The 21,326-nt window shown below is 59.4% G+C and carries 16 protein-coding genes; 12 read left to right on the top strand and 4 right to left on the bottom strand.

What is annotated here, in order from left to right; translation table 11 throughout:
* Positions 1 to 37 precede the first annotated feature (37 nt).
* Both smc and AACY25_RS09415 read right to left on the bottom strand, forming a co-directional pair.
* A complete protein-coding gene (gene smc, locus AACY25_RS09410; RefSeq protein ID WP_339524079.1) occupies positions 38 to 3,526 on the bottom strand; it encodes a chromosome segregation protein SMC in 3,489 nt (1,162 codons plus the stop codon).
* A 12-nt stretch (positions 3,527 to 3,538) separates the two neighbouring features.
* Positions 3,539 to 4,198: a GntR family transcriptional regulator gene (locus AACY25_RS09415; RefSeq protein WP_275962918.1), complete on the bottom strand. Its 660-nt coding sequence runs from the start codon at positions 4,196 to 4,198 to the stop codon at positions 3,539 to 3,541.
* A 238-nt stretch (positions 4,199 to 4,436) separates the two neighbouring features.
* Between AACY25_RS09415 and AACY25_RS09420 the strand changes: the two genes are divergently transcribed.
* From AACY25_RS09420 to guaD, 5 genes are all read left to right on the top strand, one after another.
* Positions 4,437 to 5,576: an alkane 1-monooxygenase gene (locus AACY25_RS09420; RefSeq protein WP_339524081.1), complete on the top strand. Its 1,140-nt coding sequence runs from the start codon at positions 4,437 to 4,439 to the stop codon at positions 5,574 to 5,576.
* Positions 5,577 to 5,885: 309 nt separating this feature from the next.
* Positions 5,886 to 7,325: a xanthine dehydrogenase small subunit gene (xdhA, locus tag AACY25_RS09425; protein ID WP_339524082.1), complete on the top strand. Its 1,440-nt coding sequence runs from the start codon at positions 5,886 to 5,888 to the stop codon at positions 7,323 to 7,325.
* Positions 7,318 to 9,714 carry a xanthine dehydrogenase molybdopterin binding subunit gene (gene xdhB, locus AACY25_RS09430; protein ID WP_339524084.1) on the top strand — a complete coding sequence of 799 codons (2,397 nt, stop codon included), beginning with the start codon at positions 7,318 to 7,320 and terminating at the stop codon, positions 9,712 to 9,714. The genes xdhA and xdhB overlap by 8 nt, the downstream gene beginning before the upstream one ends.
* 259 nt (positions 9,715 to 9,973) lie before the next feature.
* Complete coding sequence (gene xdhC / locus AACY25_RS09435) at positions 9,974 to 10,810, top strand: xanthine dehydrogenase accessory protein XdhC (RefSeq protein WP_339524085.1); 837 nt, start codon at positions 9,974 to 9,976, stop codon at positions 10,808 to 10,810.
* A 60-nt stretch (positions 10,811 to 10,870) separates the two neighbouring features.
* Entirely contained in the window at positions 10,871 to 12,175 is a 1,305-nt protein-coding gene (gene guaD / locus AACY25_RS09440) for a guanine deaminase (RefSeq protein ID WP_339524087.1), read from the top strand.
* An 82-nt stretch (positions 12,176 to 12,257) separates the two neighbouring features.
* Here guaD and AACY25_RS09445 read toward each other — a convergent pair whose 3' ends face one another.
* Positions 12,258 to 13,025, bottom strand: a complete 768-nt coding sequence (locus tag AACY25_RS09445; RefSeq protein ID WP_339524089.1) for a GntR family transcriptional regulator — start codon at positions 13,023 to 13,025, stop codon at positions 12,258 to 12,260.
* A 629-nt stretch (positions 13,026 to 13,654) separates the two neighbouring features.
* On the opposite strand from AACY25_RS09445, the gene AACY25_RS09450 reads away from it, so the two are divergent.
* Entirely contained in the window at positions 13,655 to 15,004 is a 1,350-nt protein-coding gene (locus AACY25_RS09450; protein ID WP_445262133.1) for an NCS2 family permease, read from the top strand.
* A 215-nt stretch (positions 15,005 to 15,219) separates the two neighbouring features.
* Positions 15,220 to 15,846, top strand: a complete 627-nt coding sequence (locus tag AACY25_RS09455; RefSeq protein WP_339524091.1) for a LysE family translocator — start codon at positions 15,220 to 15,222, stop codon at positions 15,844 to 15,846.
* 199 nt (positions 15,847 to 16,045) lie between these two features.
* Here AACY25_RS09455 and uraH read toward each other — a convergent pair whose 3' ends face one another.
* A complete protein-coding gene (uraH, locus tag AACY25_RS09460; RefSeq protein WP_090253575.1) occupies positions 16,046 to 16,399 on the bottom strand; it encodes a hydroxyisourate hydrolase in 354 nt (117 codons plus the stop codon).
* A 413-nt stretch (positions 16,400 to 16,812) separates the two neighbouring features.
* On the opposite strand from uraH, the gene puuE reads away from it, so the two are divergent.
* From puuE to AACY25_RS09485, 5 genes are read left to right on the top strand one after another with little or no spacing between them, the layout of a single operon-like run.
* On the top strand, positions 16,813 to 17,757 hold the full coding sequence (puuE, locus tag AACY25_RS09465; protein WP_339524092.1) for an allantoinase PuuE: 945 nt from the start codon (positions 16,813 to 16,815) through the stop codon (positions 17,755 to 17,757).
* The gene (gene uraD, locus AACY25_RS09470) at positions 17,754 to 18,269 is read left to right on the top strand and encodes a 2-oxo-4-hydroxy-4-carboxy-5-ureidoimidazoline decarboxylase (RefSeq protein WP_339524094.1); all 516 of its coding nucleotides are present in this window, start codon (positions 17,754 to 17,756) and stop codon (positions 18,267 to 18,269) included. Before puuE ends, uraD begins: the two co-directional genes overlap by 4 nt.
* Before the next feature lie 50 nt (positions 18,270 to 18,319).
* Positions 18,320 to 19,315, top strand: coding sequence for an allantoicase (gene alc, locus AACY25_RS09475; RefSeq protein ID WP_339524096.1), 996 nt, complete (start codon positions 18,320 to 18,322; stop codon positions 19,313 to 19,315).
* A 59-nt stretch (positions 19,316 to 19,374) separates the two neighbouring features.
* Positions 19,375 to 19,878 carry an ureidoglycolate lyase gene (locus tag AACY25_RS09480; RefSeq protein WP_275962907.1) on the top strand — a complete coding sequence of 168 codons (504 nt, stop codon included), beginning with the start codon at positions 19,375 to 19,377 and terminating at the stop codon, positions 19,876 to 19,878.
* Between the two features lie 47 nt (positions 19,879 to 19,925).
* Positions 19,926 to 21,257 (top strand): urate hydroxylase PuuD, encoded by a 1,332-nt coding sequence (locus tag AACY25_RS09485; protein WP_339524099.1) that lies wholly within the window; start codon positions 19,926 to 19,928, stop codon positions 21,255 to 21,257.
* Positions 21,258 to 21,326: the final 69 nt, after the last annotated feature.

Below are 21,326 nucleotides of genomic sequence, written 5' to 3' on the forward strand. Positions count from 1 at the left end.
TAGCACGACGAAAGATAACTTTACACCGCCCTGGCCATCATGATTCAACCAAGGCCAGCGCTTCCTCTACATCCACGGCCACCAACCGCGAACAGCCAGGCTCATGCATGGTTACACCCATCAACTGATCGGCCATTTCCATGGCGATTTTATTGTGGGTGATATAGATAAATTGCACAGTTTCCGACATCTCTTTTACCAGCCGTGCATAACGCCCGACGTTGGCGTCATCCAGCGGCGCGTCCACTTCATCCAGCATGCAGAACGGCGCGGGGTTAAGTTTGAAGATGGCAAATACCAAGGCCAATGCCGTTAGCGCCTTTTCCCCGCCGGACAACAAATGAATGGTGCTGTTCTTCTTGCCCGGCGGGCGCGCCATGATGGTTACACCGGTATCCAGCAAATCTTCGCCGGTTAGCTCCAGATAAGCGTTGCCACCACCGAAGACTTTCGGGAATAGCGCCTGCAGGCCACCGTTGATCTGGTCAAAGGTTTCCTTGAAGCGGTTGCGGGTTTCCTTGTCGATCTTGCGAATGACGTTTTCCAAGGTATCCAGCGCTTCTACCAGATCGGCGTTCTGCGCGTCGAGGTAACGTTTACGCTCGGATTGCTGCTGGTATTCGTCAATCGCCGCCAGGTTGATCGGGCCAAGGCGCTGAATTCGAACGGCCAGGCGCTCCAGCTCTTCTTCCCAGGCTTTCTCGCTGGCCTCGGCAGGCAAGCTGGCGAGCACGCCATGCAAGTCATAATTGTCTTCCAGCAACTGATCCTGCAGGGCCTTGCGTCGCACGGTCAGCGATTGCCAATCCATACGCTGCTGTTCCAGCTGGCCGCGCAGTAACTGCGCCTGCTGCTCGGCCTGGGTACGGCGTTTTTCCGCATCACGCAGCTCGCGGTCCGCGTCTTCCAGAGCAAGGCGCGCAAGCTTGAGTTCGTCCTCCACCGCCATGCGCTTGTCGAGCTGTTCTTCCAGTTTCATCCGCAGCTCTTCCAGCGGCGCTTCGCCCTCCTCCAGATTGAGGTTGAGCTGCTCACGCTTCTCATGCAGGCGCTCGGCCTGCAACTCCAGGCGTTCCAGGGCCTGACGGGTAGAGTCATGCTGGGCTTTCAGCGAACCAAGTCGCACGGCGAGCTGGTGGGCATGATCCTTGTGCTGGCGGGCTTCCTGGCGCACGCGATCGAGGCGTTCACGCAGGCTGTCACGGCGAGCCAGCAGACTTTCGCGCTGCTCGTTGTCGGTCGCCATGGCATCCAGGGCGTCCTGCAATTGCAGACGCGACTCACCCAGTTGCTCATGCTCGATTTCGCGCTGTTCGCCTAGCTCCAGCAGCTCGCTGTCCAGACGGGTGCGGCGCAGTATCAGTTGCTCGACCTTAGCCTGCCCGGCGGACAGCTGGGCTTTCAGCTCGCCGAGGCGACGGGCAAGATCCTGCGCCTGGCGGCGCTGCTGCTCACGTTGTTCTTCTTGAGCGCGCTGATTTTCGCGCAAATGCGTCAAGCGCTCATCCAGCACGGCCAGCGCCGCTTCGCGCTCATCGCGCTCCAGGCTTAGCCGCTCGATCTCCTGACCACGAGCCAGCACGCCACTTTCCGCTTCACTGGCGCGGCGCACGCGCAGGAAATGCCGGCCGACCCAGTAGCCATCGCGGCTGATCAGGCTTTCGCCTTCGGCCAAGTTAAAACGCGCGGCAAGCGCTTCATCCAGGTTTTGCACCGGTTTGACCTTGCCCAGCCAGGGTGCCAGATCGACGCTGGCTTCGACCTTGTCCAGCAAACTGCCAGCCACCCGCGCGCCACCCTTGCTCGGGCTGGCCAGGCGCAGATCGCCCTGGGTCAGGCCGGCGAAATCCAGGCCCTTGAAATCATCCAGCAGCACCGCTTGCAGATCGGCGCCCAGCACGGTTTCCACCGCCAGTTCCCAGCCGGCCTCAACGCGCAGGCCTTCAGCCAGGCGCGGGCGCTCGCTCAGCTGCTGCTCGCGCAGCCAGTCGCCGGCGCCTTTGCCGGGATCCAGCGCCGCTTGCTGCAACGCTTCCAACGAAGCCAGACGACCATTCAGACGTTGCAATTCACCTTGTGCCTGCTGCTGGGCCTGACCGCTGTGCTGCAGGTCATTGCGCAGTTGTTGCAGGCGTTCAGCCTGCTGCTCTTCTTCCAGCTGCAGGTCTTCCAGGCTGATTTCGCCGGCAGCGATCTGCTCGCTCAGTTCGATAATCGCCGCATCTTCCGGGTCGGCCGCCAGCTGCTGCAGCTCATCGGTAAGGCGGCGCTGACGTTCGGCCAGGCGCTCCAGGCTCTGTTCCAGCTGGGCGATGCGTGACTGCTGCACCTCGGCCTGACGCCGTGGTTCGGCGCTGCGCTGGTTGAAACTGTCCCACTGTTCCTGCCAGCCATGCATGGCGGTTTCGGATTCTTCCAGCCCGGCCGCAGACTCTTCGGCCGCCGCGGCTGTCAGTTCCTGCTCGGGCAAGAGCATTTCCAGCTCTTCGCCCAAGGTCGCCAGCAACGTGCGGTCGTGGCCTAGGTGCGATTCGGTTTCCAGGCGCGCGCGCTCGGCCTCGTTGAGGTCGTCCTGCAACTGACGCAGACGCTGCTGACCGTGCTGGATGCTCTGCTCAATACGCGCGATATCGCCGCCCACCGAGTAGAAACGGCCCTGCACTAGGTTGAAACGTTCACTCAGCTCGTGATGGCCATCGCGCAGGCGCTCGATGCTCGCATCGGCATTGCGCTGCTCGGCAACCAGCGCTTCGAAGCTGACTTCCTGATTGCTGATCACCGCCTCGCGGCTACCCACCTGCTCGTTCAGCGCCTGCCAACGCAGGGCGGTGAGCTGGGCCTTGAGCTGACGCTCCTCGGCCTTGTATTCCTGATACTTCTCCGCCGATTGGGCCTGGCGGTGCAGGCGGTCAAGCTGACGCTCCAGCTCTTCACGCAGGTCGGTCAGGCGCGCCAGATTTTCATGGGTGCGGCGGATGCGGTTCTCAGTCTCGCGGCGACGCTCCTTGTACTTGGAGATGCCGGCGGCTTCTTCGATAAAGTTGCGCAGATCTTCCGGCTTGGCCTCGATCAGCTTGCTGATCATGCCCTGCTCGATAATCGAGTAGCTGCGCGGGCCCAGGCCAGTGCCAAGGAAGATGTCAGTGATGTCGCGACGCCGGCACTTCGTGCCGTTGAGGAAATAGGTGTTCTGGCTGTCGCGGGTAACCCGACGGCGGATCGAGATTTCGTTGTAGCCGGCGTATTCACCGGTCAAGGTACCGTCGGAGTTGTCGAAAATCAGCTCGATGGACGCCTGGGTAACCGGCTTACGGGTATTCGAGCCATTGAAGATGACGTCGGTCATCGACTCGCCACGCAGGTTCTTTGCCGAACTCTCGCCCATCACCCAACGCACGGCGTCGATGATGTTCGACTTGCCGCAACCGTTGGGCCCGACCACTGCCGCCATATTACTGGGGAAGGTAACCGTGGTTGGGTCAACGAATGACTTGAAACCGGCCAGTTTGATGCACTTGAGCCGCATAGACAGCCTTCCTTAAGCGTCGGCCAGTGCGGCCAGCACCAGCTGGCAATTGTGCTCACCGTAACCCAGCAATACTTCGCGGATGGCCTGGTGGTCACGGGCGATGATCGCCTGCAGCAATGCGGCAAAGGTATTGAGGAACTGGCCCATTTCACCTTTGCGCCGCTCCAGCGCCAAGTGATAGGTACGGCTGATGGCCGGCAGCAAGTTCTCCACGGTTTCCTGCAGGTAGGGGTTATTGGAGAACGGAAAAGCGGCTCGCATGATGTCGAAACTGCTTTCGACAAAAGCGTTGATATCTTCGCGCTGCAGGCTGTCCTGCAAACGCTGCTGAATAACCAGGAACGGCCCGAGATCGGCCTCGACCTGCCAGCTATCCGCCACCGCCTTGCCTAGCAGGATGTACAGCTCCATGACCAGGGCGTAGAGGCTCTTGACGTTATGCGGCGTCAGCTCCGCAACCTGCGCTCCGCGGCGCGGCGGAATCACGATCAGGTGCCGGCGCTCAAGAATCAGCAGCGCTTCACGCACTGAGCCCCGGCTGACATTCAGCGCCTGGGTGACTTTCTGTTCCTGAATCCGCTCACGCGCCTTCAACTCACCACGAATGATGCGTTCCGCGAGATGGTGGGCGATCTGCTCAGCGAGGCTATCCGGTGCCTTGAACGTCATGATGATCCTTAGGCTCTATCTGACCTATTGGAGAGGGCTTAAAGCGGCTAAACCCACGCCAGGCTTGGCCTGAGCGGTCGAGCGCCGGCGCGAGTGTAACACAGGGTGTTACCGGGCCAAGGCCACCAGCGCCCTGCTTTCAAACCAAAAGGTGGGCTGCCAGGGGATGGGCACCCACATGGATTGTCCTACAATCCAACCAACACCCTACTCAAACAATAATAAGTACGGAGCCCCCATGTTCGAACGCCTGCCCTCCAACTGGATGCTTGTGATTAAAAGCATCGGCTACTGGTTCTGGTTGATCCCTGTATTGGGCATCCCATTGAGCTATTACTGGTCATTAAATAGCCAATACGCCAACGCCTGGCCCTGGCTGGTAGTGCTGGTGGTGTTTGGGGTGATTCCGCTGCTGGATTTCATCATCGGCCGCGACCCCGCCAACCCCGACGAGGCGATACAGGTGCCGCAAATGGAGCAGCAAGGTTACTACCGCCTGCTCAGCTTGATCACCGTGCCGGCTTTGCTTGGCATGCTCGGCTGGTCGGGCTGGGTATTCGTCAATCATGAGGCCTGGAGCTGGGTTGGCCAGCTCGGCTGGGTACTCTCCGTCGGCACGGTTACTGGCGCGATCGGCATCACCGTGGCCCATGAGTTTATCCATAAGGACCCACAGCTGGAGCAAAACGCCGGCGGCCTGCTGCTCGCAGCCGTGTGCTACGGCGGCTTCAAGATCGAGCATGTGCGCGGTCACCATGTACACGTATCGACCCCGGAAGACGCCAGCTCTTCGCGCTACGGCCAGAGCCTGTATGCCTTTCTGCCGCACGCCTATGTGCACAACTTCCTCAATGCCTGGAAGCTTGAAGCGGAACGGCTGAAGCGCAAGAGCCTGCCTGTTCTGCACTGGCGCAATGAGCTGATTGGCTGGTACGCGGTCAGCGCGCTGTTTCTGCTCGGTTTCAGCCTGGCTTTCGGCTGGCTCGGCGCACTGTTCTTTATCGCGCAGTCAGTGATCGCCTTCACCCTGCTGGAAATCGTCAACTACGTGGAGCATTACGGCCTGCACCGTCGCAAGCTGGAGAATGGTCGTTATGAACGCACCAATCCGACGCATTCATGGAACAGCAACTTCCTCCTGACCAACCTGTTTCTCTTCCATCTGCAGCGCCATTCCGACCACCACGCCTATGCCAAACGTCGCTACCAGGTGCTGCGCCATTTCGACGACAGTCCACAACTGCCCAATGGCTATGCAGGGATGATCGTCCTGGCGCTGTTTCCACCGCTGTGGCGCGCGGTGATGGACCCGCGCGTACGTGCCTACTACGCCGGTGAAGAGCATCAGCTGACCGACTCGCAGCTGACTCACTCCTAAAGCGCAGACGGCGCTACAAAAAACGCCAAGGGCTCCCACCCTTGGCGTTTTTGCATGCGTGCACTTTTGTTTCTGCAACACCTTGCTTGGCATAAAAGCGGCTAGCGTTTAACCGAGCCACTGGGCTTTTCGCGCTCATAACTGAATCGTATGACAATCGCCTGACCAAAGAGTCAAATATTTGTTGACCCTAAAGTCAGAAAACTCTAGATTCGCCTCATGCCAAGCCGTGTGGAAACGCTGCGCCGTTGTGCTCAGTCGTTTCAGCAGAGCCTGATACGAGAACAATAAAGTGCCTGGAGGTCGTCCTTGATCCAGTTTTTACTCAACCGGGAGCTGCGTACTGAGCATGCCCTGGACCCAAACATCACCGTGCTCAATTACCTGCGTGAGCATCTTGGCAAATCCGGAACCAAAGAAGGCTGCGCCTCTGGCGACTGCGGCGCCTGCACCGTGGTAGTCGGTGAGCTGGACGGTGAGCGCGTGCGTTACCGTACCCTCAACTCCTGCCTTACCTTCGTTTCCTCTTTGCACGGCAAACAGCTGATCACGGTTGAAGACCTCAAGCACCAAGGTCAACTGCACAGCGTGCAGCAGGCCATGGTCGACTGCCACGGTTCACAGTGCGGCTTCTGCACGCCTGGCTTTGTCATGTCGCTGTTCGCCCTGCAAAAGAACAGCAGCGGTTTCGACAAAGCCGACACCATGGAAGCCCTGGCCGGCAACCTGTGCCGCTGCACCGGTTACCGCCCGATTATCGACGCCGCCGAGCAGGCCTGCTGCCAGAAACAGCCAGACCAGTTCGACGCTGCCGAAGCGCAAACCGTCGTGCAACTGAAAGCCATCGCCCCGCAAGACACCGCCGAGCTCAACAGCGGCGACAAACGCTGCCTGCTGCCGCTGACCGTCGCCGACCTGGCCGATATTTACGCCGCCAACCCGGAAGCTCGCCTGCTCGCTGGCGGCACCGACCTGGCGCTGGAGGTCACCCAGTTCCACCGCGAACTGCCGGTAATGATCTACGTTGGCCATATCGAAGCGATGAAGCGCGTCGACGTGACTGCCGAGAGCATCGAAATCGGCGCGGCCACAGCTCTCTCCGATTGCTACGCAGCGCTGGCCCAGGACTACCCGGACTTCGGCGAGCTGCTGCACCGCTTCGCCTCGCTGCAGATCCGTAACCAGGGCACCCTCGGTGGCAATATCGGCAACGCCTCGCCGATTGGCGATGCCCCGCCGCTGCTGATCGCCCTCGGCGCACAGATCGTCCTGCGCAAAGGCAACACCAGCCGCACCCTGCCGATCGAAGACTACTTCCTCGACTACAAGGTGACAGCACGTCAGGAAGCCGAATTTATCGAGAAGATCATCGTGCCGCGTCATCAGGCCAGCCAGGCATTCCGCGCCTACAAGGTGTCCAAGCGCCTGGACGACGACATTTCCGCCGTGTGCGCCGCCTTCAACCTGGTGGTCGAAGATGGCGTGGTGCAGAGCGCGCGCATCGCCTTCGGTGGCATGGCCGCGATTCCGAAACGCGCCGCTGCCTGTGAAGCCGCGCTGCAAGGTGCGGCCTGGTATCCGGGCGTGATCGAACGCGCTTGCGCCGCGCTGGCCGAGGATTTCACCCCGCTCAGCGATTTCCGCGCCAGCAAGGAATACCGCCTGCTCACTGCACAGAATCTGCTGCGTAAATTCTTCCTCGAGCTGCAAGCTCCCGAAGTCGAAACCCGGGTGACCGCTTATGTCTAATCATCATGTAATTAAAAGCCAGGCCGAATTGGCCGAACTGTTCCGCGCCGACATCACCACTGGCGTCGGCCGCAGCGTTAAACATGACAGCGCGGACAAACACGTCTCTGGCGAAGCCGTCTACGTCGACGACCGCCTGGAATTTCCCAATCAGCTGCACGTTTATGCCCGCATGAGCGACCGCGCTCACGCGCGCATCGTCAGCATCGATACCAGCCCTTGCTACCAGTTCCCGGGCGTGGCTATCGCCATCACTAAGGATGACGTACCCGGCCAGCTTGATATCGGCCCCGTAGTCGCCGGTGACCCGCTGCTGGCGGACGGCAAGGTCGAATACGTTGGCCAGGTGGTGATCGCCGTCGGTGCCGACAGCCTGGAAACCGCACGCAAAGCGGCCATGGCCGCAATCATCGAATACGAAGACCTCGAGCCGGTGCTCGACGTGGTCGATGCGCTGCGCAAAAAACATTTCGTCCTCGACAGCCATCAACACAAGATCGGCAACTCCAGCGCCGAACTGGCCACTGCGCCGCGCCGCCTGCAAGGTAGCCTGCATATCGGTGGCCAGGAACACTTCTATCTGGAAACCCAGATTTCCTCGGTGATGCCGACTGAAGACGGCGGCATGATTGTCTACACCTCAACGCAGAACGCCACCGAAGTGCAGAAACTGGTGGCCGAAGTACTGGGCGTGCCGATGCACAAGATCGTTATCGACATGCGCCGTATGGGCGGCGGTTTCGGCGGTAAGGAAACCCAGGCCGCAGGCCCGGCATGCCTCTGCGCGGTGATCGCGCACCTCACCGGCCGGCCAACCAAGATGCGCCTGCCGCGTGTTGAAGACATGCAGATGACCGGCAAGCGTCACCCCTTTTACGTCGAATACGACGTGGGCTTCGACGACAACGGCCTGCTGCACGGCATCGAAATTGAATTGGCCGGCAACTGCGGCTACTCGCCGGATCTGTCCGGCTCCATCGTCGACCGCGCGATGTTCCACTCCGACAACGCCTACTTCCTCGGCAACGCCACCATCAATGGTCACCGCTGCAAGACCAACACCGCGTCGAACACCGCGTATCGCGGCTTCGGCGGCCCGCAAGGCATGGTCGCCATCGAGGAGATCATGGACGCGGTGGCCCGCAGCCTAGGCAAAGACCCGCTGGAAGTGCGCAAGACCAACTACTACGGCAAGACCGAGCGCAACGTCACCCACTACCACCAGACCGTCGAGCACAACGTTATCCACGAGATGACCGCCGAGCTGGAAGCCAGCAGTGACTACGCCAAGCGCCGCCGTGAAATTATTGAATTCAATAATAAAAGCCCGGTGCTGAAGAAAGGCCTGGCGTTGACCCCGGTTAAATTCGGCATCAGCTTCACCGCCACCTTCCTCAACCAGGCTGGCGCGCTGATCCATATCTACACCGACGGTTCGATTCACCTGAACCACGGCGGTACGGAAATGGGCCAGGGTTTGAACACCAAGGTCGCGCAGATCGTCGCCGAAGTGCTGCAGGTGGATATCTCGCGTATCCAGATCACCGCTACCAACACCGACAAGGTGCCGAACACCTCGCCGACCGCCGCTTCCAGCGGTGCCGACCTGAACGGCAAAGCCGCGCAGAACGCCGCTGAAACCCTCAAGCAGCGCCTGGTAGATTTTCTGGTACGCGAATACAAGGTCACCCCGGAAGACGTCGAGTTCCGCAACAGCCAGGTGCGCGTACGTGATCTGTTCCTGAGCTTCGAGGAAGTGATTCAGAAGGCCTACTTCGGCCAGGTATCGCTCTCCAGCACTGGCTTCTACCGCACGCCGAAGATCTTCTATGACCGTGACAAGGCCGCCGGCCGTCCCTTCTACTACTTCGCCTACGGCGCAGCCTGCTCGGAAGTGATCGTCGACACCCTGACTGGCGAATACAAGATGCTGCGCACCGACATCCTGCATGACGTTGGCGCCTCACTGAACCCGGCTATCGATATCGGCCAGGTCGAAGGCGCCTTCGTTCAGGGCATGGGCTGGCTAACCACCGAAGAACTGGTGTGGAACAACAAAGGCAAGCTGGTCACCAATGGTCCCGCTGGTTACAAAATTCCGGCCATCGCCGATATGCCGCTGGACCTGCGCGTCAAGCTGGTGGAAAACCGCAAGAACCCGGAAGACACCGTGTTTCACTCCAAGGCCGTCGGTGAGCCGCCGTTTATGCTCGGCATCGCCACTTGGTGCGCGATCAAGGACGCCGTGGCCAGCCTGGCAGACTACCGGGTACAGCCGAACATCGACGCCCCGGCAACTCCTGAGCGCGTGCTCTGGGGCGTGGAGCAAATGAAGAAACTGCAGCAGAACACCAAGTCGGCCACCGCTGCAGAGGTTGAACCGGCGTAACGCCAGCCACCTTGGTGGATGTGCTTCGCGACAGCTACGCGCCCCGATCCACCCTACGAACCTCGTAGGGTGGACAACCGCGAAGCGTTGTCCACCAGGGCGTGAATGAACAACGAAGCAGGTGTACAACAATGACAAAACACACCGAAAAGAAACCGCAAACACCGCGACCAATTCCGGTACCGATACTGGACCCGTCGCCGAGCAACTGGCGCTTACCGCGCCCCGGACAATTGCCACCTACCTGGAGGCTGAGCAAATGAGCTGGATCAGCGCCCTCGCCGAACTGCAGGAGCAAGGTCAGCCTTGCGTGCTGGTGACCATCATCGAAGAGCGCGGCTCAACCCCGCGCAATGCTGGCTCGAAAATGGTGGTCACCGCTGACCGCATCTTCGAGACCATCGGTGGCGGTCATCTGGAATTCAAGGCGATGGAGCTAGCCCGCGAGATGTTGCAAAACCGCAGCCAGGACACCCGCCTGGAGCGCTTCAGCCTGGGTGCCAGCCTCGGCCAGTGCTGTGGCGGAGCTACCGTGCTGCTGTTCGAACCCATGGGCCAGCCGCAGGCGCAGATTGCTGTATTCGGTGCCGGTCACGTCGGCCGCGCCCTGGTGCCGCTGCTTGCCAGCCTGCCATGCAAAGTGCGCTGGATCGACTCACGGGAAAACGAATTCCCCGAGCAGATTCCCGCCGGAGTGGAAAAGGTGGTCAATGAAGAGGTGGTCGACGAGATCGAACGGATGCCGGCCGGCAGCTACTTTATCGTCATGACCCACAACCACCAGCTCGACCTAGAGCTGACTGCAGAAATCCTCAAACGCAACGACTTTGCCTATTACGGCTTGATCGGCTCGCAAACCAAACGCGCCAAATTTGAACACCGCCTGCGTGATCGCGGCTTCGACCCAGCAGTGGTAGCGCGCATGCGCTGCCCCATGGGCCTGGCCGAGGTCAAAGGCAAGTTGCCGGTAGAAATTGCCGTGTCCATCGCCGGCGAAGTGATCGCCACCTACAACGCTGCCTTTGGCCAAGAGAGCAAAAAAGGCCAGCCCAGCGTGGCCAAGCTGCTGCCCGCCTCTCGCCGAAGCCAGGCCTGACTATCTGCTCAGGCGCACACGCGTCTGAGCGAAAAATCCATAGATTGAGATCAGCGTTACATGACTAGCCCAGTGAAAGCCTACCGCGCCGCCATCCTGCACAGCATTGCCGACCCTGCCGTGGTAGGCGTTGAGCAATCCTATGAGTATTTCGAAGACGGCCTGCTGGTCATCGACAACGGTCAGGTGGCAAAAGTCGGTCACGCCGCCGACCTGCTGCCCAGCCTCAAGGGCGTTGAAATCACTGAGTATCGCGATGCTCTGATCACTCCCGGTTTTATCGACACCCATATCCACTACCCGCAAACCGGGATGATCGCCTCCTATGGCGAGCAGCTGCTGGATTGGCTGAACACCTACACCTTCCCCACCGAGCAGCAGTTTGCCGACAAGGCCCACGCCGCCGACGTGGCCGGTATCTTCCTAAAAGAGTTGCTGCGCAACGGCACCACCACCGCGCTGGTGTTTGGCAGCGTGCACAAGCAATCGGTGGACGCCTTCTTCGAAGCCGCCGAAGCGCTCAACCTGCGCATGATCGCCGGCAAGGTGCTGATGGACCGCAACGCCCCGGACTACCTGACCGACACTCCGGAATCCGGCTACGCCGACAGCAAGGAACTGATCGAACGCTGGCACGGCAAGGGCCGCCTGCACTACGCGGTGACCCCACGTTTTGCCCCGACCAGCACCCCGGAACAACTGACCCTGGCTGGGAAACTGTTGGGCGAATACCCGGACCTGTATATGCACACCCACCTGTCCGAGAACCGCAAGGAAATCGAATGGGTCAAGGCGCTGTTCCCCGAGCGCAAGGGCTACCTGGATGTGTACGACCACTACAAGCTGATCGGCGCCCGCTCGGTATTCGCCCACGGCGTGCACCTGTGCGACGACGAATGCAAACGCCTGGCCGAAACCGGCTCGGCCGTGGCCTTCTGCCCGACCTCCAACCTGTTCCTTGGCAGCGGCCTGTTTGACCTGAACAAACTGGAGCAACACGGCGTGCGCGTCGGCCTGGGCACCGACGTGGGTGCCGGCACCAGCTTCAGCCAGCTGCAATCGCTGAACGAGGCGTACAAGGTCATGCAGCTGCAGGGCAAGAAACTCGACCCGTTCAAGTCGCTGTACCTGGCCACCCTCGGCGGCGCCAACGCGCTGTATCTGGATGACAAACTCGGCAACTTCGAGAGCGGCAAAGACGCCGACTTCGTGGTCCTCGACTACAACGCCACGCCGCTGATCAGCTACCGCATGCAACAGGCCAAGACCCTGGACGAAAGACTCTTCGCCCTGACCATGCTGGGTGACGATCGTGCGATTAAAGAAACCTTTGCTGCCGGCCAGTCGGTGCATCGCCGCGACTAAGCTGCGCCTGTGCCGATGTTTGCAAAAACATCGGCCAACAAAAAAGCCCGCTTATTGAGCGGGCTTTTTTTGTTTATGCCTGTTACACAGATCCGCGACTTACCGCTTTCTTCTTGCCGCTTGGCAGCAGGTGCGAAAACACCGCGTGTAGGTCATCGGAGGCGGTTTCGCCATCCAGATTGAGCTTGGCGTCGACGCTGTCCATATGGCGCATCATCAGGTCCACCGCCACTTCAACATTGCCGGCCTCGATGGCGTCAATCACCTGGTCGTGTTCGGCATCCGAGCAATGCGTACGGCTGTTGCTTTCATAGAGGGCGATGATCAGCGAGGTTTGCGAAATCAGACTGCGCAGAAAACCCAACAGGGTCAGGTTGCCGGCGGCTTCCGCGAGTTTCAGGTGGAACTCACCCGACAGGCGAATGCCCATACCGCGATCACCACGGGCGAAGCAGTCACGCTCATCGATCACCATCTGGCGCAGCGCGGCAATCTGTTCCGGCTTGGCGTTCTTGCAGGCCAGTTCGGTAATCGCCCGCTCGATCATGCGGCGCACATAAAAGATCTGCCGCGCTTCTTCCGCCCCCGGACTGGCTACTACCGCGCCACGGTTAGGCCGCAGCAGCACCACGCCTTCATGGGCCAGGCGCGATAAGGCGCGACGGATGATGGTGCGGCTGACGCCGAAGATTTCACCGAGCGCCTCTTCACTGAGCTTGGTGCCAGGAGCCAGACGCTGCTCGAGAATGGCATCGAAGATATGGGCGTAAACGACATCGTCCTGAGTCCCGCTGCGAGTGCTCTTGCCTTCGCGCGTCTGCTTCTTAAGGGGCTGCAATTGTTCGTTCATTGTGGCTCGCGTGATCAAAGTTCGGCGGTTGCTGATGCAACTCTACTGCGTGCTACCCACCCTCTGGCAAGCAGCAAATCAGTGAAAAGTCACAAATAAAAAGCCCTTGCATTGTACACAATGTAACCAGCACGTACACCGCTACCAAAGCATAACCACCTTGCAAAGATGCATTTGCACACGCTTTAAGTTCGCACTTCCTCTACCGAAGAACGCGCAGCCGGCAGATTCATTTCTTCTATGCAGCATTTTTCTTGCTCACGAATCTGCTTAGCAGCCGCCCAAGTGGGTCACGAACGCAACGCCGCAATGCCCGCGATTATTACCGAAGACCCGCTGATCATAGGGGCTGCCAGCGCCTCGTCGGGACACCTAGCCGAATGCTCCGGTACACATCCGGGAAATGACTGGTATTGCATAGGTGAAAAATTCGAGTACATAGCGATTTTTAACCAGAAACATTATTTGCTTTTTTTGTATACAACATCATAATCGGCCCTAGCGTTATTTCTTGACCTAAAGGTCAGCTAAGCACGCCAGCAAGGCAAAAAACACCACCTACCTCAAGAGTCGAGCAGTGCGCAGCACAGGCTCTGGGTGGCACACAACAAGAGATGAGGAGTACCCCTGTGGAAAGCGCTAAACAAGAACAACAGGCGACGCAGATGCAAGACCTGATCAAGCCCGGTCTGCTTGACCGCTTCTTCAAGCTGACCGAACACCGCACCACAATCAAAACCGAGCTGCTGGCGGGCCTGACGACTTTCGTCACTATGGCTTACATCATCTTCGTCAATCCCAACATCATGGCTTCGGCCGGCGTCGACCATGGCGCAGCGTTTGTCGCCACTTGCATCGGCGCGGCCATCGGCTGTTTCCTCATGGGCCTTTACGCCAACTGGCCAGTCGGCCTGGCACCAGGCATGGGCCTAAATGCCTTCTTTACCTACACCGTTGTCGGTGAAATGGGCTACAGCTGGCAGATCGCCCTCGGCGCGGTGTTTATCTCCGGCGTGCTGTTTATGATCATGAGCCTGTCACGCATCCGCGAGTGGCTCCTCAATAGCATCCCCATGAGCCTGCGCTTTGCCATGGGTGCGGGGGTGGGCTTGTTCCTTGGTCTGATCGGCTTGAAGACTGCTGGCATCGTCGTCGACAGCCCGGCCACCCTGCTGACCATGGGCTCGTTCGGTGAGCCGAATGCGATCCTCGCTGCTGTGTGCTTCCTGCTGATTGCCGTGCTTAGCCACCGTAATGTGTTTGGCGCCATCCTATTCAGCATGCTCGGCGTCACCGCAATTGGCTGGGCTCTGGGGCTGGTTGAATACACCGGTCTGGTTTCCATGCCGCCAAGCCTGGCGCCGACCCTGATGGCACTAGACATCGCCGGTGCGTTCAACATTGCCATGATCAGCGTGATTCTGGCCTTCCTCTTCGTCAACATGTTCGACACCGCCGGCACCCTGATGGGCGTGGCCCATCGCGCCAACCTGGTGGACGAAGACGGCAAGATCCAGAACCTGTCCAAGGCGCTCAAGGCAGACAGTACCTCCAGCGTGGTCGGTGCCTTTGTCGGTTGCCCGCCAGTCACCAGTTATGTGGAAAGTGCTGCGGGCGTTGCCGCCGGTGGCCGTACTGGCCTGACGGCAGTTGCCGTGGGCGTGCTGTTTCTCTGCGCGATGTTCTTTGCTCCATTAGCTGGGATGATCCCCGCCTACGCCACCGCTGGCGCGCTGATTTATGTGGCGATGCTGATGATGAGCGGCATGGCGCATATCGACTGGAAAGACCACACCGATACCATCCCGGCGATCGTCACCGTGGTGATGATGCCGCTGACCTTCTCCATCGCCAACGGCATTGCCCTGGGCTTCCTGACCTATGCAACGCTGAAATTGCTGACAGGTCAGCGCGACAAGGTATCGCTGAGCTTGTACGTTCTGTGCATTATTTTTATCGCCAAGTTCGCCTTCCTGTAATTGAAAACTACTGCGCTCGACTATGCAGCGTTGAAGTCAGGCTCAAAATGCTCATGTACAGTCGTACACTCGCGTGCGAGCCCAGTCCGCTTTTGCGCCTGACTTCGCCTTGCCTAGTCATCGCTCGCTACGTTTTCAAAACAAAGGAACATGAACCAAGCAAAACCAAAGCCCTGACATGGCGTCAGGGCTTTTGCGCATCTGGAGAATCGCTAATGAGTCTGGAAACCTGGCTGTTGTTCGCAAGCGCTGCCCTGGTGGTGATTTTGATCCCAGGGCCGCTGTCACTGTTGATGGTCAGCAACAGCCTTAACTATGGGCTGCGCCGCTCGGCCCCGGCCTTTATCGGCGGTGTGTCAGCCTCGATCTGCCTGTTAAGTGCATCTGCGCTCGGCCTTGGCGCGCTGCTGCTAGCCTCGGAGCAGTTGTTCAGCATGCTGAAGATTGTCGGCGCGCTCTATCTGTTCTACCTCGCCTGGCAGAGTTGGCAGGAATCACGAAACGCCGCTAAGCCGGTGACGGCTGAGGAACAGCCGGTTAACCCAGGCTTTCGCAGCATGTTCTGGAAGGCCTTCGGCCTCGGTGCCAGCAACCCCAAAGACATCCTCTTCTTCGCCGCCTTTCTGCCGCAATTCATCAGCGCAGAACGCCCTATACTTGGCCAGCTGCTGGTGATGATCGCCACTTGGGCCGTGCTGGACCTGGGCTGCAAGTTGTTCTACGGCCTTAGCGCCCAGAGCGCAGCGCGCTACCTACGGTCGGGTAAAGGCCAGGTGTGGTTCAACCGTATCAGCGCGGCCTTGTTTGGCGGGGCTGGCGCAGCCTCGCTGCTTAGCCGCTGACAGCCTGCCAAGGCATATTCACTCCACCATCTGTAGGAGCGGGCCATGCCCGCGATATCGGTTCGCGGGCACGGAACTGCGCGCCCCGCCCGCTCCTACTCTAGCGCGTGAAACCCGACAAATCGCAGGCAAAAAAAAGCCCGCAGTGTGTACGGGCTAGGGACTCTTAAATTGAGTCAGAGGGTGACAAGCATTCGGTTCAGCTACCGCGGTAGGTGGAGTAGCTGTAAGGGGAAATCAGCAGCGGCACGTGGTAATGCTCCTGCCCGGCATCAATACCGAAGCGCAGCACCACAACATCCAGAAAGGCCTGCTCAGGCAATTTGACGCCGCGAGCGCGGTAGTAATCGCCGGCATGGAAATGCAGCTGGTAAACGCCGCTACGGTAATCGTCACCCTGCAGCACCGGCGCATCACAGCGCCCGTCGTGGTTGGTGACAACGCTATTGAGCAGCTCCATCTGAGCCCCTTCAACGCGATACAACTCAATCTTCAATTCGCTGCCTGGGCAACCATGGGCGGCATCCAGTACGTGTGTGGTCAATCGTCCCATCGCTTATGGGCACCTGCGTAGATAAGCCTACGTAGACGCCGCACCTCCTCTACTTTTATTGAATTCGGCAGATTTATCAGGCCAAGCAGCCTCGACTGAGCTGAAGCATAGCATGCTGAAATTCAAAAATAAGACACTTTTATAAAAAACTGTACACAATAAATCGATCATTACGCCTGGTCAGCGCACCGTAAACTGGCAGCAAATCGGCCATAAGTGCTTGCAAGCACTGCTTTTGCACAGAAACAGCTGACACATTGGACAGATTCAGCATTAAGGCAAAATTTCACAAAATAAGTGAATTTTAGATTTACAAGATGCAAAGCACTTTGTATACAATTAGCCCATCACGGTCGTGCAACGCATTCGCGCCTGCCCAATGACCGCCACAAACAGCAAGAAGGAAGACTGCAGTGAGCGCTGACTACCCACGCGACCTGATCGGTTACGCCAACAACCCGCCCCACCCGCATTGGCCGAATGATGCGCGCATCGCCCTGTCGTTTGTTCTCAATTACGAGGAAGGCGGCGAACGCAACGTGCTGCACGGTGACAAGGAATCCGAGGCGTTTCTCTCCGAGATGGTTTCCGCTCAGCCGCTGCAAGGCCAGCGCAACCTGTGCATGGAGTCGCTCTACGAGTATGGCAGCCGTGCTGGCGTATGGCGTTTGCTGAATCTGTTCCAGAAACACAACATCCCGCTGACCATATTCGCCGTGGCCATGGCCGCGCAGCGTCACCCGGATGCGATCAAGGCGATGGTCGCCGCCGGTCACGAGATCTGCAGCCACGGCTACCGTTGGATCGATTACCAGAACATGAGCGAAGCCGAAGAGCGCGAGCACATGCTCGAAGCCATCCGCATCCTCACCGAACTGACTGGCCAGCGTCCGCAGGGCTGGTACACCGGTCGCACCGGGCCGAACACTCGCCGCCTGGTGCGCGAAGAAGGTGGCTTCCTGTATGACAGCGACACCTACGACGACGACCTGCCCTACTGGGACCCGGCCAGCACCGTGGAAAAGCCGCACCTGGTGATTCCTTACACCCTGGACACCAACGACATGCGCTTCACCCAGGTGCAGGGATTCAACAAGGGCGATGACTTCTTCGAGTACCTGAAAGACGCCTTCGATGTGCTGTATGCCGAAGGCGTGGCCGGCGCACCGAAGATGCTCTCGATCGGCATGCACTGCCGCCTGCTCGGCCGTCCCGCGCGCCTGGCGTCACTGGCACGCTTCCTTGAATACGTGCAGAGCCACGAAAAAGTCTGGTGCGCACGCCGCGTCGACATCGCCCAACACTGGTACGCAACTCATCCGTTGCACGATCAGCCGTCCAAGGAGAGCTCGAAATGAGCCGTTTTCAAACCCTGACTCCATCTCGCTTGAGCCGTGAAGATTTCGTCAAAGTCTTCGCCGACATCTACGAGCACTCGCCCTGGGTTGCCGAAAAGGCTTTTGACCTGGGCCAGGATGACAGCATCAATAACATCGACGGCCTGCATCAGCGCATGGCCGACCTGTTGCTCAGTGCCAGCCATGCTGCACAGCTGGCGCTGATCAATGCTCACCCGGATCTGGCCGGCAAGGCAGCCGTACGCGGTGAGTTGACCGCCTCCAGCACCGCCGAACAAGCCGGCGCCGGTATCAGCGAATGCAGCGCCGAAGAATTCGCTCGCTTCACCGAACTCAACGATGCCTACAAGGCCAAGTTCGGCTTCCCCTTCATCATGGCGGTGAAAGGCAGCAATCGGCACCAGATTCTGGCGGCCTTCGAGGAGCGGATTCATAACTCCCCGGAGCAGGAGTTCGCCTGCGCCCTGGCCGAGATCAACAAAATCGCGCTGTTCCGCTTGCAGCAGCTGTAAGCCGCAAGCCCTCCGCCCTCCCCAACGCCATCATCTAAGGCAGACATTTCATGAAAGCTTACGCCGTACCCTTTGAGAAATACGTCAACCTCGCCGACGCACGCCTGGGCACCAAGGCCATCTCGGTCACCGACGACTGGTTCGCCGACGTTAACCGTCTGTTCCAGCCGACCCCGGCCGTATGGAAGGAGGGCGTGTTCGATGACAACGGCAAGTGGATGGATGGCTGGGAATCGCGTCGCAAGCGCTTCGAGGGTTACGACAGCGCGGTAATCCGCCTGGGCGTGCCGGGTTCGATCAAGGGCGTGGACATCGACACCAGCTTCTTCACCGGTAACTTCCCGCCGTCGGCGTCCCTGGAAGGCTGCTTCGTCGCTGAAGGCGACCCGAGCGACACCACCGAGTGGACCGAAGTGCTGGCCGCTGTCGAGCTGCAAGGCAACAGCCACCACTACCATGAAATCGCTAATGCTCAGGCCTTCACCCACCTGCGCTTCAACATCTACCCGGACGGCGGCGTCGCCCGTCTGCGCGTGTACGGTGTGCCGTTCCGTGACTGGAGCAATGTTGGCGACAACGAGCAGATCGATCTGGCTGCCGCGCTGAATGGCGGTCGCGCCCTGGCGTGCTCGGATGAACACTTCGGTCGTATGAGCAACATCCTCAACCCGGGCCGCGGCATCAACATGGGCGACGGCTGGGAAACCGCGCGTCGTCGTACGCCAGGTAACGACTGGGTGATTGTCGCCCTCGGCCATCCGGGCGAGATCGAGCGCATCGTCGTCGACACCCTGCACTTCAAAGGCAACTACCCGGACAGCTGCTCGATCCAGGCGGCCTTCGTCAAAGGCGGCACCGACAGCCAGATCGAAACCCAGAGCCTGTTCTGGCGCGAACTGCTGCCAAGCCAGAAGCTGCAGATGCACGCCGAGCACGAATTCAGCGAGCAGATCAAGGCGCTGGGCCCGATCACCCACGTACGGGTGAACGTGTTCCCGGACGGTGGCATCAGCCGCCTGCGCCTGTTCGGCAAAGTCGCCAAGTAAGCCAATAAACCCCTCTCCCATTGGGAGAGGGGCATAAACGAACGAACAAGAAGACCAACATGCGCACATTGATCATCGAGCCGCTGAGCAAAGAAGCCTTCGCCCCCTTTGGTGACGTTATCGAAACCGAAGGCAGCGAATTTTTCATGATCAACAATGGCTCCACTCGCCGTTATCACAAACTGGCCACGGTTGAGACCGCACAGCCAGAGGATAAGGCGATCATCAGTATCTTCAGTGCCGAGGCGCTGGATATGCCGCTGACCATTCGCATGCTGGAGCGCCATCCGCAGGGCAGCCAGGCGTTTATTCCGCTGCTCGGCAACCCCTTTCTGATTGTGGTCGCGCCAGTTGGCGATGCACCTGAATCGGAGTTGGTCCGCGCCTTCCGCAGCAACGGCAGGCAGGGCATTAATTACCATCGCGGCGTTTGGCACCACCCGGTGCTGACGATCGAAAAGCGGGATGACTTCCTGGTGGTTGATCGCAGTGGTTCTGGCAACAACTGCGATGAGCATTTCTTTACCGACGACGAGCAACTGCTCCTCGCCCCCCACCAATAAGAGAAGCCCAGCACCGGCGTGCCGGCACTGGGAAAGAGGTACTGATTGTGGAAGCGCATTTGACTGAGTGGCTGAACCTGAGCATTCGCTGGATCCATATGATCACCGGCATCGCCTGGATCGGCGCGTCCTTCTATTTCGTCTGGCTGGAAAACAACCTCGACCGAGCTAACCCGCGCGACGGCCTGTCCGGCGACCTCTGGGCGATTCATGGTGGCGGTATTTACCACCTGGAAAAATACAAACTGGCTCCACCAAAAATGCCGGACAACCTGCATTGGTTCAAATGGGAGGCCTACGCTACCTGGCTGTCAGGCGTGGCCCTGATGCTGGTGGTCTACTACCTCAACCCAAGTTTGTACCTGGTTAAACCGGGCGTTGATCTAGATCCGGCATTGGCCATTGCCATCGGTTTCGGTTCGATGGTCGCGGGTTATGTGGCGTATCACTTCCTTTGCGATTCGCCGCTAGGCAAGCGCCCGGCTCTGCTCGGCGCCGTGCTGTTTGTGCTGATCATCGCTGCCGCGTATGGCTTCAACCTGATCTTCAGCGGCCGCGCTGCCTATATTCATGTCGGCGCCATCATCGGCACCATCATGGTCGGCAACGTGTTCTTCACCATCATGCCGGCCCAGCGCGCGCTGGTTAAGGCCATCGAAGACAACACCACGCCAGACCCAACTCTGCCAGCCAAAGGCCTGCTGCGTTCGCGTCACAACAACTACTTCACCTTGCCGGTGCTGTTCATCATGATCAGCAACCACTTCCCGAGCACCTACGGCAGCCAATACAACTGGCTGATCCTGGCAGGCATCGCGATGTTGGCGGTATTGGTGCGTCACTACTTCAACACCCGCCATGACAGCAACAAGTACGTCTGGACCCTGCCCGCCGCCGCACTGGGCATGATCTGCCTGGCGTTCGTTACCGGCCCGAGCATGAAGGCTTCCGCACCGCAGGAGCCGAAAGCCGCAGTGATCAAGTACGCTCCAGTCCCGGCCACTGGCATCAGCGGCCATCCGGAGGTTGCCGCCAAGACTGCCGAAGCCGCAGCCAAACCGGCGGAAGCCGCGAAGGCACCTGAGGCCGATACTGCAGCTGAGAGCGCAACGGCCGCTGGCGACTTTGCCCAGATCAACAGCGTGATTCAGGAACGCTGCAGCGTGTGCCATTCGGCTACGCCGAGCAGCCCAATGTTCAGCACAGCGCCTGCCGGGTTTATCCTCGACACACCGGAGCAGATCAAAGCGCAGGCCGCGAAGATCCACGCGCAAAGCGTTGCTTCGCAAATCATGCCACTGGGCAACATCACCCAGATGACCCAGGAAGAACGCGAGCTGATCGGCTCATGGATCGACCAGGGCGCCCAGCTCAACTGATCCACCCGAATGCCGCGCCCGTAAGGGCGCGGCATTTATTTATCTGCACCCTGCAAGAATTCTCCGGCA

The organism is Pseudomonas sp. EA_35y_Pfl2_R111 (genome assembly GCF_963970955.1).
In the GTDB taxonomy this organism is placed as follows: domain Bacteria; phylum Pseudomonadota; class Gammaproteobacteria; order Pseudomonadales; family Pseudomonadaceae; genus Aquipseudomonas.